This window comes from Actinomadura citrea (assembly GCF_013409045.1).
GTDB classification, from domain to species: Bacteria; Actinomycetota; Actinomycetes; order Streptosporangiales; family Streptosporangiaceae; genus Spirillospora; species Spirillospora citrea.
Genome location: NZ_JACCBT010000001.1, coordinates 4615386 through 4631268 on the forward strand (window position 1 = coordinate 4615386; position 15883 = coordinate 4631268).

Consider the following 15883-nt stretch of genomic DNA (forward strand, 5'->3'; position numbering starts at 1 on the left):
GTTTGGTGTTGCTGGTAGTAGTTGGCCCCGTGTTCGCGGGGCGGGATGTGGCCGATCTCTCCGTGCAGGCGGGTGGTTTGGTGTGGCTTCCCGGGGACGGCCAGGTCGTGGCGAAGCTCCCGCCGCGCAAGGGCAAAACCACCGGTGGCTGCACGAGACCGTGCGCACGCTTGACCGCAGCGGACAGCCCAGCCCCATGCGCGGATCGCAGAAGAGGACGGTCTAGTTGTCGCCTCGGTGTCCGTCGCGGACCACCGCTAACCCGCCGACCCGGGTCGTGATGCCCGCCGGCCCGCGTCGGGCCGAAGCGAGCACGCTGGCCGGTCGACCGAGAGTGTCACCCTGCTCCACCTCGATCGCGACCGTCTGTGCCCCTGTCGTGTCGAGCAGGTGGGCGGCCAGGCAGCCGGTGCTGTTGGCGTTGGCGACGTCTTCGTCGACACCGATCGCCGGCGCGAACATCCGCGCCGCACCGGGCTGGTCGCCCACCGGCGGTGCGTACACGAAACAGCCGAGGAGCCCGTACCTCCGGCACGCCGCTGTCAGCCTGCCGAGGTGTGGGTGGACTCGGAGCAGCGCCGACCGGTCGTGGACCGGTACCAGCATGCGTGGTGCGCCGGGCGCGGCGATCCGTGGCGCGTCGGTCGGATGCGGGTCGTCCGCGGTGAGCCCGAGCGCGGCGACGATCGCGGCGCGCTCGTCCGGTGCCGGGTGACGCAGCGCGACGAGGCCCTGGTCGAACCACACCTCGATGCCGGCGGGGCGGCGGATCGCGACGGTGTCGAACGTGCGCCCGCCGGTGTGTTGGCGGTCGTTCAGCTCGCCCAGCGCGGCGCGGGTCAACCGGACGGCCTGCGCGGCAACGGTGCCGTGGCCGCAGCCGGACAGTTCGGCGGTGGCGGTGAAGAACCGGACCGGCCGGCCACCGTCCGGCGTCCGCCCCGGGCCGAGGAACGCCGCGTGCGAGGTGCCGGCCGCGGCAGCGACCGCACGCCGGTCCGTGTCCGTCGCCGCCGGGTCGTCGTCGGTGACGGCCGTGGGGCTGCCGCCCCGGCCGTCGCGCCGCACGCAGGCATCAACCACCGTGACATCCGGCCAGGACATCTGCCCACCCTTTGACGCTCAACGAACCGGCAACCGCGAACGGCGTTCCGCCGTAGCCGGACCTGGCCGCAACGGCCGACCGAACGCGTCCCGGAGCGTACCGGCCTGCCTCAGCCGGTGCCGTCCTGCACCGGATAGTGGATGATGACCGCACCGCTGGTGGCGTGCGTATCAGGTGACGGATGCTCAGCGATGGCTGGGCCCGCCGGTCAGTCGATGCCTTCGATGATGCGGAAGTCGCGCTCGAAGCCGTCGGGGAGGGCGACCAGCGCCTTCTGGTATGCCTCGCTCTCGTATGCCGCGACGGCCTGTTCAAAGCTGTCGAACTCGATCAGAACGACGCGTTGCGTGATTCCGGCCTCGTGGGCGACGACTCGACCGCCACGGGACGGGAGGAGGGACAGGACCCGCCCGCCCCCAGCCTGGACGGCCGGACCGGCCAGCTTGTCGTAGGCAGTCAGCCTCTCAGGGTCGGAAATGGCGGGGTAGACACTGACCCAGTAACCCTTAGCCATGGAAGCCTCCTGTGTTCGGCCGGACACGTCCGACTTCGAATTGACACCCAGATCGATCGATCCCGGCGACCGGTACTGCGGCCGGCTGAATCGCATATGCGCAGGTTAGGGCTTGATATGCGGTCGAGGGAAAGACCGGTACGGGATAGAATCAGAACGGATCGTTATCAATCGGCAGGGAGGGCACGTGGCGCCGGATACGGTGAGCCTGCGGTACTTCCTGGTGCTGGCGCAGGAGTTGAACTTCACCCGCGCGGCCGCACGGATCGGTATCGCACAGCCCGCACTCAGCGCCCGGATGCGCCGATTGGAGGCGGAACTCGGTACCGCCCTGCTGGTTCGCAACACGCGTAGCGTCGTGTTGACCACGGCCGGTGCGGCTTTGGCGGAGTCCGCGCCGCCCGCGCTGGCGGCGCTGGACCGGGCATGGGACACCGCCCGGAGCGCGGCGGCCGGTGAACTGGGCACGCTGCGCATCGGATACAGCCTCAGCGCCGGGGCCGAGACGGCACCGGCCCTGGTGGACAGGCTGATTCGCGGCAACAGCGGACTCGAGGTCGGCGCGGTCCCGATGGCGACACCGGAGATCTCCCCCGCGGGCGCCGACGGCCGCATCGATGCCGGAATCACCCGCGGTGAACAGCCGGGCCGTGGCGTGCGCCGGTACCTGCTGCGGCGGGCGCGCATCGGGGTCCAGCTGGCGCAGCACCATCCGCTGGCCGAACACCCGGAGATCGAGATCGCCGACGCGGCCGCGTATCCGCTGCGACTCCCGGACCGTGCGGCCAACCCCGTGATCCACGATCAGCTGTCCGCACTCTTCCGAGACACCCGGCCACACCCCCGATTCCACACGCCCGCAGTCTCTTTCGACATGTCTCAGCGCGACCTGCGCGACGGGGTCACTCTCGCCCCGGCCGGAGAAGCCGCGGTCACGGTGTCACCGGCCGGTCTCACCTGGCGACCGCTGCGGGGCGCGCCCAGCCTGACGCTCCACCTGGTTCTCCCACGCGAGCAGTCGCCACTACACCGCCGCATCCGTGCCGTCGCCAAAACCCTGGCGCACGAGCTGCACTGGCTGTCGGACTGACGCGCGAGAGGTCAAGCGAGACGGACGTCTGCGGTGGCGAGGCCGAAGACCTTGCGCCCGGCGGACTTCGCGGTGATGACGACGGCGGTCTTGCTGAATGTCCGAACCCGCGACCGCGCCTCCCCGGGGATCAGAGCTGCATGAGCTTGCTGATGAGGGCGGTGAGCTGGGCGCGTTCGCTCGTGGTGAGGGGGGCGAATGTTTCGTCCAGGTAGGAGGAGACGGTGTTCTCTGCCTCGGCGAGGCGTTTGCGGCCCTCGTCGGTGAGGGTGACGGCGTAGGAGCGGCGGTCTTCGGGGTTGCGTTCGCGGCGGACGAACCCGGACTGCTCCAGGTCGTCGCACACGTTCACCATGACGCTGCGGTCGATGCGCAGTTCCTCGCTGAGCACCTGCTGGGAGCAGGGGCCGACGGTGTCGAGCATCTTCAGCACCAGATGCTGGCCGACGCCGAGGCCGTGCCGGGTGGCGTGGGCGTCGGCGGCGCGGGCCAGGTACGCCGAGGCGCGGCACATCGCGATGTCGGGACGTTCGGCCGCGAGTGCCGGAAAGTACGCCGGGCGGGCGGTCTTGGACGCCATGGGTCTCCTGCTCTGTCGACCTGCCTGAGGCTACCAGAACCATCTTTCGGGCGATTGTTTGACAGCAGATCATTGACGGTCATACGGTCACGATCGTTTGCCGACAGATAATCTGCTCAAAGATGGAGTGTTGTGGTGATGCGTTCCGACCGCCGGGCGACGGCGGCCTTGGTTCTGTTGTGCACGGCGGTGTTCCTGGACTCGATGGACCTGTCGCTGATGGGCGTGGCGTTGCCGGCCATCGGCACCGATCTGGCACTGCCCGACAGCACGCTGCAATGGCTGATGTCCGGCTACGCGGTCGCCTACGGCGGGTTCCTGCTGCTCGGTGGGAGACTGGCCGACCTGTTCGGACGGCGCCGGATGTTCCTGGCGGCACTGGCGGTGTTCGCGGCCGCGAGCCTGGCGGGCGGGCTGCTCTCGGACGGCTGGCTCCTGGTCGCCACCCGCGTGGTGAAGGGCATCGCGGCCGCGCTGACCGCCCCGGCGGCGCTGGCGCTGATCACCACGACGTTCGCCGAGGGGCCGCGCCGCAACCGGGCGCTCGGCGTGTACGCGCTGGCCGGGGCCACCGGCTACAGCGCCGGGCTGATCGCCTCCGGGCTGCTCACCCAGGTGAACTGGCGGCTGGTGTTCTTCCTGCCGGTGCCCGTCGCGCTGCTCGTGCTGGCCGTCGCACCCAGGGTGATCCCGGCCGGACGCACCGACGGCCCGCGCACCGGATTCGACGCGGCAGGCGCCGGCGCCGTCACCGGCGGCGTCCTGCTGCTGGTCTACGCGCTCACCGAAACGAACTGGCTTGCCGGCGGGGCGGCGTTCCTGCTGCTCGGCGGGTTCGTGGCGATCGAGCGGCGCCGGCGGGATCCGCTCGTCCCGCTGGGCGTGTTCCGTTCAGGACGGCTCACCTCCGCGAACCTGGCCGCGCTGGCCTGGGCCTGCGCGACGATCGGCTGGCAGTTCGTGGCCGTCCTCTACCTGCAGGGCGTGCTGGGGTACTCGGCGCTGGCCACCGGACTGGGGATCGTCCCGATGGGGTTGGCCATCGTCGTGACCGCCAACCTCGCCGGAGGGCTGATCGGGCGCTGGGGTCTGCGGCGCTCCGCCGCGCTCGGGCTGCTCGTCCAAGGCGCCGGGATCCTGCTGTTCCTGCGGGCGGGCGCGTCCGGTGACTATGCGACCGTGCTGCTGCCCGCGCTCATCGTGCACGGGGTGGGCAACGGCCTGTCGTTCCCCAGCCTCAACATCGCCGCCGTCGGGAGCCTGCCCGACGACCGTCAGGGCCTGGCCTCCGGCCTGGTCACCTCCGCCGTCCAGGTCGGGGCCGGCATCGGCGTAGCGGTGCTGGCGGCCGTGATGGCCATCCCGGCATCCCCGCTGGACGGCTACCGCGCGGCGTTCCTGAGCGCCGGGGCCTTCTCGCTTCTCGGCGCGTTCACCGCCTATGTCGGCCTGCGGGTTCGTGCCGAACCTAGGGCACCCGAGCCGACGCGCACCGCACCGACCTCCACCCGAGCCTGAGGACCACGATGACCCTCGACCTGACCCCCGACGAACTGCTGTCCACCACCCGAGCCGTCCGCAAGCGGCTCGACCTCGACCGGCCCGTCCCGCGCAGACTCATCGAAGAGTGCATCGACCTGGCCACCCAGGCGCCCACCGGACGCAACCGGCAACGCTGGCACTTCATCGTGGTGACCGAGCCGCGCCTGCGCCGCAAGGTGGGCGACATCTTCCTCCGAGCGCTCGCCGCCGCGGAGGGGCAACCACTGAACGAGCACGACATCCGGCGCATGAACCATGCTCCGCGCTCCACCCAGGGCGTCTTCGATGGGCTACGGCACCTGACCGACAACATCCAGCGCGTCCCGGCGTTCGTCATCCCCGCCATCGAAGGACGCACCGATCACGCGTCGGCGGCCGTCCAATCCGGCACATGGGGATCCATCCTGCCCGCGACCTGGAGCTTCATGCTCGCCGCCCGCGCCCGCGGCCTCGGCACCACCTGGACCACCGCCCAAGGACCCCTCGAACACGAACTCGCCGCCACACTGGGCGTCCCCTACAACAAGGTCATGCTCGCCGCGTTCATCCCGCTCGCCTACACGATCGGCACCGACTTCAAACCCGCGCCCCGCATCCCACGCGACCAGGTCCTGCACTGGGAGCGATGGTGAGCGCCCGACCGCCGGGCCGAGCACCTGACACAAGCCGCAGAGAACGCGGACCAGGACTGCCTGTTCGCGAACGTCCGACGGGGGCAACACTCTCGCCGCCGCTCGCCGGCTAAACCCATCCCAGCACCCCCGCACCCCGACGCCCGAGCCGAACGCTCGGGCGTCCTTGCGTCGCACCCGCCATCTCTGTGACGTCACTGAACTCCGTACCCCCCTGACCAGCAAAACGGCGCGATGACACGTCGCACCCAACCTCCTGCCGCCTCCGGCCGGCGCGCCCGCGAACCAGGCGGAACCCGTGTGGGTCTCCGTCCACGCCACCTACACCGCGGCGCTGAAACGGCGAAGCGCCGCCCCGCGCTCGGCTGGGGCGGCGCTCGGCCACAGAACATTCGGGGCTGGTGTCAGGTGGGGTTCAGGTCCGGGGCGTGGGGTCTCGGCCATGGCCCGCACGGCGGTCGCGTGGGTCCGCCGCGTGTCGCAGCGCGGTCAGCGCCACGTTCAGCGATCGCGATCAGATCAGCCACTCGGGCGCGGGCGCGGACCGGCGAACGCCTCATCGCTGCTCAAGCGGGCATTCACCAGCTGGTTGCGATCCACCTCGATGACCACGAGCCCCACCGCCGTGCCGCCATGCGAGGATGCCTCGTCTTTGGCCGCTTCCAAGACATAGAAGTCGCCACCGCGCTCGGCGGGACGGCAGCCGTGCACTCTCAGTTCCGCGCCAAGCACGCTGACCACGTGCTTGTCGGTGAGATGGTGAACCGCTGTGGGCTCCCAGAGATCGATGATCCCCCCAGGGGCATCGGCCGGTGGCATCGGCTTCTCCTTCGAGATCACTGCGCGAGCGGTAATTTCGTCCACAAAAGCACGCGTATCAGCCCCGAAGAAATATATGAACATCCAGCCAGCGATGATCCTCACTGTATGAACACCCAAGCCCGGTGGTGTCTGTGACTGCTGTCGGCACATCAGCCAGGCCCGGCCGTGCGCGCTGGGCGCCGCGGCGCATCTGGCAAGGAGCGTGCCGCGCCGACTGTCGGCCGGATCGCACAGGCAGCGTATAGGCGGACCTTGGAGCTCGGCGCTCGGGGATGTGCGCGGGCGAGGACTTGCGAGCCGCCCGCGACGCCGCCCGGGGCGGCAGAGACTGAGCAGCGCGAACGGCCGTGCGGGCTGAACAGGCAACCGGGACGGTCGAACGAGCCTGCCGTGGCCTGAGGTGCCGGTGGGCGGTGCTGCGGATATCGTCGGGCCATGCACGAGACCCTTCACGGTGAGTCGGTGACGCTGCGGCCCGCGACGGTGGCCGACGTGCCCGCGTTGGCGGCGGTCCGCGCGACGCCGGAGGTCCGCCGGTGGTGGCGGGGCGGCCCCGACCTGGCGGCCGAAGTGGCCCGCGAGCTCGCCGAACCCGACACCGGGAAGCTGGTCATCGAGCACGAGGGCCGTAGCGTCGGCCTGATCCAGTGGCACGCCGAACAGGACCCCGACTACCGGCACGCCGGCATTGACATCTACCTCGACCCGTCCGTGCACGGGCGCGGCCTGGGCCCCGATGCCATCCGCACCCTCGCCAGGCACCTGTTCGATGACCACGACCACCACCGGATCACCATCGACCCGGCCGCCTCCAACACCGCCGCCATCCGCTGCTACGAAAAGGTCGGCTTCCGCGCGGTCGGTGTCATGCGCCAGTACGAACGCGACACCGACGGCACCTGGCACGACGGTCTCCTCATGGACCTCCTGGCCGACGAGTTGACCGGACCTACCCCAACAGCGGGAGTCACGGCGAAGCGCCGCCACCGTGCAGCGATCAGCCCGTCGATTCCGCCAGGGTGAAGGCGCGTTCCGCCTCGGCGGACGGGTCAGGGCACCTTGCTGAGAGAGCCGTGATCGCGGATCGCGGCGCAGGAACGAGCGGCCATGGCGAGGAACATTTCGTCGCCGCGTTCGGTGGGGGCACCGTAGGCGCAGCCGAGCACGGTGATCAGGGGGCCTTGAAGGAAGGCGAAGGCGTAGTCGTCCCAGCACTGCTCAAGGGAGTAGCCGGTCACGCCGTGGCGGGCCAAAGCGCGGTGGTAGGCGGCTACCAGATCGCGCTCATGGGCTCGGCGGTCTGCGACGGTGAGGCCGGTGGCCAGGAAGTAGGCCAGGTCGCGGGCGGGCAGGCCGACGGTGAGGGTCTGCCAGTCGACCGCGGCGACGCCGGCCCCGCCGCCGGCCGCGAAGATGATGTTGTCGAGCCGGTAGTCGCCGTGGACGAGGGCGAAGCGCTCCGGTCGTGCTGTGATCCACGGTCCGGCGTGGACGGCGACGTCCCGCAGGGTCGCCTTGTCCTCGGCGGCCAGCCGGTCCGCGAAACGGTCGATGAAGATCTCGGTGGCCGGGCCCAGCACGTCCGTCACCCCGTCACCGTCGTCCGGGCCGGTGCGATGCAGCCAGTCCAGGTCCAGCAGGGCCGGGTCGCACCAGCGGGGACCGTGCAGCCCGGCCAGGTTGACCACGCAGTCCAGCGCCTCGGCTGCGGTGCAGCCGGCGAGCTGGTCGCCCTGCGCGCCGGGGTGCAGGTCCTCCAGGAGCAGGACGAAGTCGGTGGCGTCCTCGGTGAGCATCCCGTATTGGCAGGCCGGGGTGCGCACGGCCACGGTCGAGGCCAGGTCGAGGTAGAACCGCACCTCCGTCCGGTAGATGCCCTTGAGCATCTCCCGTGTGGCCTGGTCGGCCGCCGGGAGTTTGGCCACCAGTCGTGCCGGCACGCCGTCCCCGGTCAGTTCGCCTCGGAAGCAGCCGCTCATCTGCCCAGTCCCGACCGGCCGCCACCGGACGTCGGTCACCGTTGCGCCGAGCACCTCGCTCAGCCAGGCGGCGTTGAGCCGGGCAGGTTCGCCGCTCGTCACGCGTCCCCCGCAGGGGCACGGCCCGGGTTGCGGGGGAGTCCCTCGAACCGGTCAGCGGGTCGCAGCGCCCGGTAGGCGTCGAGGATCGGAGCCAGCTCGGCGGGGGTGGCGCCGTGCAGGACGACGCTGTCGGCGCCGGCGTCGAACTGGGCGAGGACGCGTCGCGCGCACTGTTCGGGAGAGCCGGTCGCCGCCGCCTCCAGCCATGTCGGGGGAAGCAACCCGGCCAGGTGGCGGAGTTCGTCCGGCGTCGCGAGCGCGTCGAAGGCTCCGGGGTAGCCGTCGACCAGGTCATCGGCGCGGAAACGGGCCAGGTCGGCCGGATCCCAGCGGTTGACCCGGACCAGCAGGTCCCCGTACCCCTGCAGGTAGGTGGCCAGGCGGCCGGCGAGCTTGCGCAAGCGGGCCTCCTCGTCCAGATGGTCGCCGACCGTGGCCAGGACCGACCACACCCGGACCGAGGCGGGGTCGCGGCCCGCCGCCGCGGCGCCCCGGCGGATCGAGGACACCGCACGGGCCAGGGTCTGGTCGGTGAAGAAGGTGTGCAGGACGACCCCGTCTGCGACCCGGCCGGCGAACTCCAGCGAGCGCTCGCCCATCGCCATGAGCATGATCGGGATGTCTTCGCGGAAGGTGGAGTCCTGGCTGAGGTACGGATAGCTTCCGGCGGGACCGTCATGCCCGACGACCGCCTCTCCCCGCCACAGCCGGCGCATCATGCCGATGAAGTCGTCGAGCTGGGCCTGGGTGACGCGGCGCAGGCCCATCACGTCGAAGAGCATGTCGAAGCCCCGGCCCAGACCGAGCGCGAACCGCCCGCCGGTCATCCGGTGCATCGTCGTGGCGAACGTCGCGGTGACCAGGGGGTGGCGGGTGTTGTGGTTCGTGGCCGCGGTGGCGATGCCGATCCGAGTGCCGGCCGCCGCGGCGGCTCCCGCCAGCACCGCCGCGTCCTTGGTGTTGAAGCGCTCCGACAGGAACACCGAGCCGAGCCCCATGGCCTCGGCCTCGGCGACCTCGCCGAGCAGGTCACGTGGGGCTCCCGAATGCCCGGCCAGTCCATAGCAACCGAGCTCTGGCAAGTCGTCCACCGTGGCCCTCCTCGCCTGCGCCGGGCCTCGACCGTACCCGAGATGGACACCTGTCCGAAAGCCTGTCCAGGTCGAGAACTCCTGCCTCTCGGCGCCGCCGCGCGAGCGCGGGAACGGTGGCGGATGGAACCGGCCAGGATCCGGATGCCGGCCCACCTCATCCTCGACGGCACGCTGATCCCGATCGGCCGCGTGCACGATCAGATGCCGTGTTGCTGCGGAAAGCGGCGACGGTGCGGGATGAACGTGCAGTCGTGTCGATGCCGAGGTCGCAGCGGCACGCCGACCCGGCATTCCACCCGTCCCCGGCGGCGCCGTGCCGGCACGCCTACTTCGGAGGAGACACGGTCGCACTGCTCTCCGCTTCGAGGGCGATGACCTGTTCCAGAGCCCGCCGCAGCGTGGTGACCTGGTCCTTGCCGAGGTGCCGCGACCATCGCTGCTCGACGTCCGCGAGGATCCGGGCGGCTGCGGCCTGGGCCATCCTGCCTTGGTCGGTGAGCCGGATGATCTTCGCGCGGCGGTCGGCCTCGTCGGCGACCCGCTCGAGGTAGCCGTGATCCTCCAGGTCGCCGACAAGTTCGCCGATCGCCTGCTTGGTGAGTCCGGAGCGCTCGGCGAGCGTGGTCAGCCGCGAGCCTTCGGTGTCGATGTGCCGGAAGACCGAGCCGTGGACGTACCGGATCCCCTCGAACCCCTCGTCGGCCAGCTGCTGGTGAAGTCCCTCGAGCGCAATGTCCCTGACCTGTGTGAGCAGGGTGGGGAGCGGGAGCTTCGGGTTGCCGCTCCCGTATTTCGAGCGCGTCGTCATCGGCGGGCGGTCCTTCTTCCGGGCGAGTTCGTCAGGCCGCTTGACAGTATCAGGCAGCATGGTAAGGTCACCTGACTGTCAGGTGGCTTGACAAAATTCTGGAGGACGAGATGCTCGACACTGCCGAACGGCGCGAGCAGTTCGCGGCGATGTTCACCCGGCCCTTGCCTGCGGATGTCGCCTCGTCGGCGACGACACTCGGCGGGCGGCCGGCACTGTGGCTGCGGACCACGACGCCCGGCACGGCGGGCGAGGACGTGCTGCTGTATCTCCACGGCGGAGGGTTCGTGGTCGGGTCGGCGCGTGCCACCGCCCACGTCACGGCCGCGCTGCTGCGGCACCTGGACGGCCGGGCGGTCTCGCTCGACTACCGGCTGGCGCCCGAGCATGCGTTCCCGGCCGCACCCGATGACTGCCTGGCGGCCTACCGCGAGCTGCTGGACTCCGGTGTCGATCCGCAGCGGTTGGTGGTCGCGGGCGACTCGGCCGGTGCCGCTCTGGCCGTCGTCACCATGATGCGCGCCCGGGACGCCGGCCTGCCGATGCCGGCGGCGGCGGTCCTGTTCTCGCCGGCGGTCGATCTGACGCTCGGCGGCGCGAGCGTGCGGTCCAAGGACGGGGTGGACCCGTTCTTCGCTCCGGCCGATCTCGCGTGGCTCTTCGACCAGTACGCCGCCGGCAGTGACAGGTCGGCGCCCGAGCTGAGCCCGGTCTTCGCCGATCTCACCGGGCTGCCACCCGTGCTGATCCAGGTCGGCTCGAACGAGCTCCTGCTGGACGACGCCGTCCGGCTGGCCGGACGCGCCGGGGCCGACGAGGTCGCGGTGACGTTGGAGGTGGCTCCGCGTCAACCGCATGTGTTCCAGCTCGACGACGAGTCAGCCGAGGCGGCGGCGGCGCTGGAGCGTGCCGGCCGGTTCCTGGCCACTCGGCTCGGCGGCGAGAAGGAGGAGTCATGAACCGGCTGGCCGATCAGGTGACGGGGCCGGTACTCGCGCCCCGCGACGAGGGGTACGACGCGGAACGCGCCGGTTGGCAGACCGCCCGCCGGCATCGTCCCGACCTGGTGGTGGGCGCCGCCGGACCCGCCGACGTGCAGGCGGCGGTGACGTATGCGAGCGGTCGCGGGCTCCCGGTGGCGGTGCAGGGCACGGGGCATGCCTCGGCCGCCGTCGCCGCCGAGGGCGGGGTGCTGATCACCACGGCGCGGATGAGCGCCGTCCGGGTGGACGCCGATGCCGGCACCGCGTGGGTGGCCGCGGGAACGCGTTGGGATCAGGTGATCGACAGAGCGGCACCGGCGGGCCTGGCACCCCTGTCCGGCTCGGCCCCGCGCGTGGGCGCGGTCTCCTACACCCTCGGCGGTGGCCTGGCCCTGCTGTCGCGGAGCTTCGGTTACGCCGCCGACCACGTGCGCGGCCTGGAGGTCGTCACGGCGGACGGCCGCCTGCGGCACGTCACCCGGGACTGTGAGCCGGATCTGTTCTGGGCACTGCGCGGCGGCCGGGACAACTTCGGCGTGGTGACCGGAATGGAGATCGGTCTGATACCGGTCACCACGCTGTATGGCGGAGCACTGGTCTTTCCCGTCCAGAAGGCCGCCGATGTGCTCGGCACCTACCTGCAATGGGCCGCCACCATGCCGGAGGCGATGAACTCCTCGGTCGCGCTGATCTCCCTACCCGACGTTCCAGCGATCCCGGAGGCGTTGCGCGGCCGTCACACCGTCCATATCCGCATCGCCTTCTCGCCCGGCAACCCCGGAGCCGGTGAGCGCCTGGTGGCGCCGCTGCGGGCCATCGGCCCGATGAGCGACACCCTCGGTGAGCTGGCCTACGCCGAAGCCGGGTCGATCTACAACGACCCCGTCGCCCCGGGCGCGGTCGAGTCGGACACGGCCATGCTCGGCGAACTCGACGCCACCGCCGTGCAAGCCGTCCTCGACCTGGCAGGCCCCCATGCGCCCGTGCCGCACGTCGTCGAACTGCGCCACCTCGGCGGCAGGCTCGCCCACCCGCCCGCCGTGGCCAATGCCGTCGGCAACCGCGATGCGCGCTACCTGTTCAATGTGGTGTCCCGGCTGGAACGCGCCGACATCACCCAGATCCGGCCGGCGCACGCGCGCATGTTCGAGGCGATCGCGCCGTGGAGCACCGGCGGCCGGTTCCTCAACTTCATGAACGGCGAGAACGCCGCCGCGCAGGTGCGCTCCGCCTACAACGCCACGGACTACCAGCGCCTGACCGACCTCAAAGCCGTCTACGACCCGGAGAACATCTTCCGTCTCAACCACAACATTCCGCCCGCAGGAGGGCCGATCCGGGGTTGATGGGGCAACTCATGAACCAGGTTTGCGGCCGGTGCCACCTCCGTCAACGCGAGATTGCCAGGCCCCCGGGTCCTCGCGGAGGCCACCGTGGAAGGGATGGAGCCCGCGCCCTCGCCGTCCTCTAGACCTGGAAAATCCTGACCAAGCTGCGCTGCAGCCCTCCCGGGCGACTCCAGTGGCGCAGGCCTCGTTCGTTCTCACCACGTCGAAACCCGCCTATCAGGGATGAAGCGCTCAGCTGTGCCGACCGGCCCTGGTGATGAGTTGTGGCGCCCGCACCCGTCACACCTATGACGGGACACGACGAGATGGGAAGGGATGACGTGATGAGTGCGGACACGCGGCTGGAGGAGCTGGGCGTGAGCGGTCTGGGCGAGGTCGACGAGCCGGCGTTCTCGGGGTTGGCGGAGCGGCACCGGCGGGAGCTGCACGTGCACTGCTACCGGATGCTCGGGTCGTTCGAGGACGCCGAGGACACCGTGCAGGAGACGTTCCTGCGCGCCTGGCGGCGGCGGGAGACCTTCGAGGGGCGGTCGACGTTCCGGGCGTGGCTGTACCGGATCGCCACCAACGCCTGCCTGGACCTGCTCGCCAAGCACCGCCCGGAGCCCGCGACCGGCGGCGAGGTGCTGTGGCTGCAGCCCTACCCGGACCGGCTGCTCGACGAACTGCCCGCGGGCGACGCGGACGAGCCGGAGAGCGTCGCCGTCGCGCGGGAGACGATCGAGCTGGCGTACGTGGTCGCAGTCCAGCACCTCGCGCCGCGCCCGCGGGCCGTGCTGATCCTGCGGGACGTGCTCGGCTGGCCGGCGAGGGAGGTCGCGGAGCTCCTCGGGGACTCCGTCAACTCCGTGAACAGCGCGCTGCAGCGGGCCCGCGCCGGCATGCGGGAGCACCTGCCCGCCGAGCGGCAGGACTGGACCGGCGGCGAGCAGGACGCCGGGACCCGCGAGGTGGTGCGCCGCTTCACCGACGCCAGTGTGGCCACGGACGTCGACGGGCTCGCCGCACTGCTGCGGGACGACGTCCGGTGCTCGATGCCGCCCACGCCGGGCCTGTACGTCGGCCGCGACGCGGTAGTGAACGACTGGGTCGAGGACGGCTTCGAGGGCATGGAGGGCCTGCGCGCCGTCCGGACCTCCGTGAACCGGCAGCCCGCCATCGCCTTCTACCTCTGGCGGGAGCGGGAGGGCGCGTACCTGCCGCTGACGATCGACGTCCTGCGCATCACCGGCGGGGCGATCACCGAGATCGTCACGTTCCACGACGACCAGTTCCCGCGACTCGGGCTGCCGGAGCGCCTGCCGGCGGACGGCACGGACTAGTCCCGGTGTGGACGCTCACGCTGCGCGGTGGCGCGCGTGTCGCGGTGGCCGCTGCCCAGTGGTGTGACGCGTTCGGCGTCGTCACCCGCGGGCGGGTGCAGCTGGAACTGCGCGGCGGCGACCTCGGGCCGGTCCTGGGACGCGACGCCGGGTTCTGGCTCTGCGGCACCGGCGTCCGCGCCCTGCGCAACCCCGGCCGTCGCACGGCGAGGGTACGCATCGTCACCCCCAGGGCCACGACCGTCACATGGCGGTCAACCCACCCCCACCCCAGTCACCGAACGTTGGAGGATGACATGAACAGGATGAATGACAGCGGGGTCGTCGCAGGCCCGGCATCGGGCCGAACCAGCCACACCCAACGACTCCGCAGGCTCGTCGGCACCGGGTTTGTCGCCACGCTGGCAGCGACGGTGGCCACCACTCTCGCCGCTGCGCTTGCCCAGGCCGTCGGCGTCGACTTCGAGGTCCCCGATGGTGGCGAGTCGATCCCGTTGTCCGGGTTCGCCGTGGTGACCGGCTTCTTCTCGGTCGTGGGCGTCGTCATCGCCGTCGCTCTGCTTCGTTGGAGCGCTCGCCCCGCCGCGCGATTCGTGTGGACGGCAGTGCCGCTGACCGCGATCTCGCTGGCCCCGCCCTTGTTCTCCGGGGCGGACACCGCCACCGCCATCGCCCTCCTCGGGCTGCACCTCGTCCCTGCGACGGTGATGGTCCCCACCCTGGCGCGGAGCCTCCGCACCCGGACCGATTGACGATCCCGCAACGGGACAACGCGCGGCGCAAGGCCGTGCGCATACGCACTTAGGTCTTGGCTTCTGGTGCTGTCACCCCTTTGTTCCAGCTTCCTTTCTTGGTCGACGTGGGCGTCCAGTACGAGCCCGCCACCGTGACCGGGCTCGCCGGGACACGCAATGCCTGACGCCCGCGCGGTAACACGGTCACAGGCGGCCACGCCTAGGCCTGCCTGAATTTGCCCCTCGTCGGCTCCTGCCGCTCCGTCCGTTCCAGGAAGCTCAGGGGCGCACGCGAATGACGGTCTTGCCCTTGCGCCGCTTGGTCGGGTTGAGCACGGGGACGGCGTCGTCGAGGGTCGCGACGGTCCCAATGTGCGTGCGAAGGCGCCCGTCCCGCACCCGGTTGACGATCTCCACCAGCTGACTCGGAACGGACTCGACGACGAAGTCGACCGCGAGACCGTCGACGGGGCGGGTCTCAGCAGGCCCGACCACCGACACCAGCGTCCCGCCAGGCCGGATGATGCCCGCCGAGCGCCTCTGGATGTCACCGCCGATGACATCGAAGACCAGGTCGACCCTTCCGATGTCTTCGAGATCCCCGTCGTCGAGGGCGAGGAACTCGTTCGCGCCGAAGTCGAGTGCCGCCTGGCGGTCCGCCGCCCGCCCGGTGCCGATGACGTAAGCGCCGAACTCTCGGGCGAGCTGCGTCACCACAGATCCGACCGCGCCGGCGGCGCCGTGTGCGAGGACGCTCTGCCCCGCCTGAAGCCGACCATGCTGGAACAAGCCTTGCCATGCGGTCAGGCCGGAGATCGGCAGGCTCGCACCCACCGTGAAGTCGACGGCCCCGGGCAGCGGCGCGAGGTTGCGTGCCTCCACGGCCGCATATTCGGCCAGGGTTCCATCGCGGTGCCAGTCCGTGATCCCGAACACCCGCTGGCCCAGCGAGAGTCCCGTTGTGCCGTAGCCGAGGGAGGTGACCACTCCGGCGAACTCGTGGCCGATGATCGCCTGGGCTCGGTCGTGCCCGGAGCGATCGACCCACGTCGAGGGCCACTCCCACTCGGCCGGGACGAAGCCCGACGCATGGACTTCAACGACGACGTCGTTGATCGCCGGCGTCGGCTCAGGCCGCTCCGCCAGCTTGATCCCGGCCGCTTCCGCGGCCTGATCAGTCGCGACGATTGCCTTCATCCCTACCTCCGTATACCTCGTGCTTGCTGG

The 15883-nt window shown here is 70.9% G+C and carries 15 protein-coding genes and 2 pseudogenes; 9 read left to right on the forward strand and 8 right to left on the reverse strand.

Features of this window, described 5'->3' with window-relative positions; translation table 11 throughout:
* Nucleotides 1-222 precede the first annotated feature (222 nt).
* A complete protein-coding gene (locus BJ999_RS21540) occupies nucleotides 223-1104 on the reverse strand; it encodes a PhzF family phenazine biosynthesis protein (RefSeq protein ID WP_179834970.1) in 882 nt (293 codons plus the stop codon).
* 209 nt (nucleotides 1105-1313) lie between these two features.
* A complete protein-coding gene (locus BJ999_RS21545) occupies nucleotides 1314-1715 on the reverse strand; it encodes a DUF1330 domain-containing protein (protein ID WP_229810629.1) in 402 nt (133 codons plus the stop codon).
* A 91-nt stretch (nucleotides 1716-1806) separates the two neighbouring features.
* On the opposite strand from BJ999_RS21545, the gene BJ999_RS21550 reads away from it, so the two are divergent.
* On the forward strand, nucleotides 1807-2709 hold the full coding sequence (locus BJ999_RS21550; protein ID WP_179834971.1) for a LysR family transcriptional regulator: 903 nt from the start codon (nucleotides 1807-1809) through the stop codon (nucleotides 2707-2709).
* Nucleotides 2710-2839: 130 nt separating this feature from the next.
* Here BJ999_RS21550 and BJ999_RS21555 read toward each other — a convergent pair whose 3' ends face one another.
* Nucleotides 2840-3289, reverse strand: a complete 450-nt coding sequence (locus tag BJ999_RS21555) for a MarR family winged helix-turn-helix transcriptional regulator (RefSeq protein WP_179834972.1) — start codon at nucleotides 3287-3289, stop codon at nucleotides 2840-2842.
* Between the two features lie 138 nt (nucleotides 3290-3427).
* On the opposite strand from BJ999_RS21555, the gene BJ999_RS21560 reads away from it, so the two are divergent.
* Together BJ999_RS21560 and BJ999_RS21565 are read left to right on the forward strand one after the other, a co-directional pair.
* Nucleotides 3428-4807 (forward strand): MFS transporter, encoded by a 1380-nt coding sequence (locus BJ999_RS21560; protein ID WP_229810647.1) that lies wholly within the window; start codon nucleotides 3428-3430, stop codon nucleotides 4805-4807.
* Nucleotides 4808-4815: 8 nt separating this feature from the next.
* On the forward strand, nucleotides 4816-5463 hold the full coding sequence (locus BJ999_RS21565) for a nitroreductase family protein (RefSeq protein WP_179834974.1): 648 nt from the start codon (nucleotides 4816-4818) through the stop codon (nucleotides 5461-5463).
* 519 nt (nucleotides 5464-5982) lie between these two features.
* On the opposite strand, the gene BJ999_RS21570 is transcribed toward BJ999_RS21565, so the two are convergent.
* Nucleotides 5983-6387, reverse strand: a complete 405-nt coding sequence (locus tag BJ999_RS21570; RefSeq protein WP_179834975.1) for a hypothetical protein — start codon at nucleotides 6385-6387, stop codon at nucleotides 5983-5985.
* A gap of 333 nt (nucleotides 6388-6720) precedes the next feature.
* Here BJ999_RS21570 and BJ999_RS21575 point away from each other — a divergent pair.
* Nucleotides 6721-7230: pseudogene (locus BJ999_RS21575) on the forward strand (GNAT family N-acetyltransferase); the annotation flags it as partial.
* A 104-nt stretch (nucleotides 7231-7334) separates the two neighbouring features.
* On the opposite strand, the gene BJ999_RS21580 reads toward BJ999_RS21575, so the two are convergent.
* Both BJ999_RS21580 and BJ999_RS21585 read right to left on the reverse strand, forming a co-directional pair.
* On the reverse strand, nucleotides 7335-8366 hold the full coding sequence (locus BJ999_RS21580) for an oxidoreductase family protein (protein ID WP_229810630.1): 1032 nt from the start codon (nucleotides 8364-8366) through the stop codon (nucleotides 7335-7337).
* Complete coding sequence (locus BJ999_RS21585; RefSeq protein ID WP_179834977.1) at nucleotides 8363-9457, reverse strand: TIGR03857 family LLM class F420-dependent oxidoreductase; 1095 nt, start codon at nucleotides 9455-9457, stop codon at nucleotides 8363-8365. Before BJ999_RS21585 ends, BJ999_RS21580 begins: the two co-directional genes overlap by 4 nt.
* 150 nt (nucleotides 9458-9607) lie before the next feature.
* On the opposite strand from BJ999_RS21585, the pseudogene BJ999_RS42205 reads away from it, so the two are divergent.
* Nucleotides 9608-9709 (forward strand): annotated as a pseudogene (locus BJ999_RS42205) (IS5/IS1182 family transposase); the annotation flags it as partial.
* A gap of 76 nt (nucleotides 9710-9785) precedes the next feature.
* Here BJ999_RS42205 and BJ999_RS21590 read toward each other — a convergent pair.
* The gene (locus BJ999_RS21590) at nucleotides 9786-10328 is read right to left on the reverse strand and encodes a MarR family winged helix-turn-helix transcriptional regulator (protein ID WP_179834978.1); all 543 of its coding nucleotides are present in this window, start codon (nucleotides 10326-10328) and stop codon (nucleotides 9786-9788) included.
* A gap of 50 nt (nucleotides 10329-10378) precedes the next feature.
* Here BJ999_RS21590 and BJ999_RS21595 point away from each other — a divergent pair, with 50 nt between their 5' ends.
* The 4 genes from BJ999_RS21595 to BJ999_RS43660 all read left to right on the forward strand — a co-directional run bounded on the left by BJ999_RS21595 (nucleotide 10379) and on the right by BJ999_RS43660 (nucleotide 14674).
* Nucleotides 10379-11227, forward strand: a complete 849-nt coding sequence (locus tag BJ999_RS21595; protein WP_179834979.1) for an alpha/beta hydrolase — start codon at nucleotides 10379-10381, stop codon at nucleotides 11225-11227.
* On the forward strand, nucleotides 11224-12597 hold the full coding sequence (locus BJ999_RS21600) for an FAD-binding oxidoreductase (RefSeq protein ID WP_179834980.1): 1374 nt from the start codon (nucleotides 11224-11226) through the stop codon (nucleotides 12595-12597). The genes BJ999_RS21595 and BJ999_RS21600 overlap by 4 nt, the downstream gene beginning before the upstream one ends.
* Before the next feature lie 326 nt (nucleotides 12598-12923).
* On the forward strand, nucleotides 12924-13922 hold the full coding sequence (locus tag BJ999_RS21605; protein ID WP_179834981.1) for an RNA polymerase subunit sigma-70: 999 nt from the start codon (nucleotides 12924-12926) through the stop codon (nucleotides 13920-13922).
* A 5-nt stretch (nucleotides 13923-13927) separates the two neighbouring features.
* Nucleotides 13928-14674: a DUF6069 family protein gene (locus BJ999_RS43660; RefSeq protein WP_179834982.1), complete on the forward strand. Its 747-nt coding sequence runs from the start codon at nucleotides 13928-13930 to the stop codon at nucleotides 14672-14674.
* A gap of 261 nt (nucleotides 14675-14935) precedes the next feature.
* Here BJ999_RS43660 and BJ999_RS21615 read toward each other — a convergent pair whose 3' ends face one another.
* Nucleotides 14936-15853 (reverse strand): NADP-dependent oxidoreductase, encoded by a 918-nt coding sequence (locus tag BJ999_RS21615; RefSeq protein WP_179838710.1) that lies wholly within the window; start codon nucleotides 15851-15853, stop codon nucleotides 14936-14938.
* Nucleotides 15854-15883 lie beyond the last annotated feature (30 nt).

What these genes read in the sequence shown, in the direction of transcription:
- BJ999_RS21540 (WP_179834970.1), bottom strand. Translation starts at nt 1,104, where the DNA reads ATGTCCTGGCCGGATGTCACGGTGGTTGATGCCTGCGTGCGGCGCGAC.
- BJ999_RS21545 (WP_229810629.1), bottom strand. Translation starts at nt 1,715, where the DNA reads ATGCGATTCAGCCGGCCGCAGTACCGGTCGCCGGGATCGATCGATCTG.
- BJ999_RS21555 (WP_179834972.1), bottom strand. Translation starts at nt 3,289, where the DNA reads ATGGCGTCCAAGACCGCCCGCCCGGCGTACTTTCCGGCACTCGCGGCC.
- BJ999_RS21560 (WP_229810647.1), top strand. Translation starts at nt 3,428, where the DNA reads ATGCGTTCCGACCGCCGGGCGACGGCGGCCTTGGTTCTGTTGTGCACG.
- BJ999_RS21565 (WP_179834974.1), top strand. Translation starts at nt 4,816, where the DNA reads ATGACCCTCGACCTGACCCCCGACGAACTGCTGTCCACCACCCGAGCC.
- BJ999_RS21590 (WP_179834978.1), bottom strand. Translation starts at nt 10,328, where the DNA reads ATGCTGCCTGATACTGTCAAGCGGCCTGACGAACTCGCCCGGAAGAAG.
- BJ999_RS21595 (WP_179834979.1), top strand. Translation starts at nt 10,379, where the DNA reads ATGCTCGACACTGCCGAACGGCGCGAGCAGTTCGCGGCGATGTTCACC.
- BJ999_RS21600 (WP_179834980.1), top strand. Translation starts at nt 11,224, where the DNA reads ATGAACCGGCTGGCCGATCAGGTGACGGGGCCGGTACTCGCGCCCCGC.
- BJ999_RS21605 (WP_179834981.1), top strand. Translation starts at nt 12,924, where the DNA reads ATGAGTGCGGACACGCGGCTGGAGGAGCTGGGCGTGAGCGGTCTGGGC.
- BJ999_RS21615 (WP_179838710.1), bottom strand. Translation starts at nt 15,853, where the DNA reads ATGAAGGCAATCGTCGCGACTGATCAGGCCGCGGAAGCGGCCGGGATC.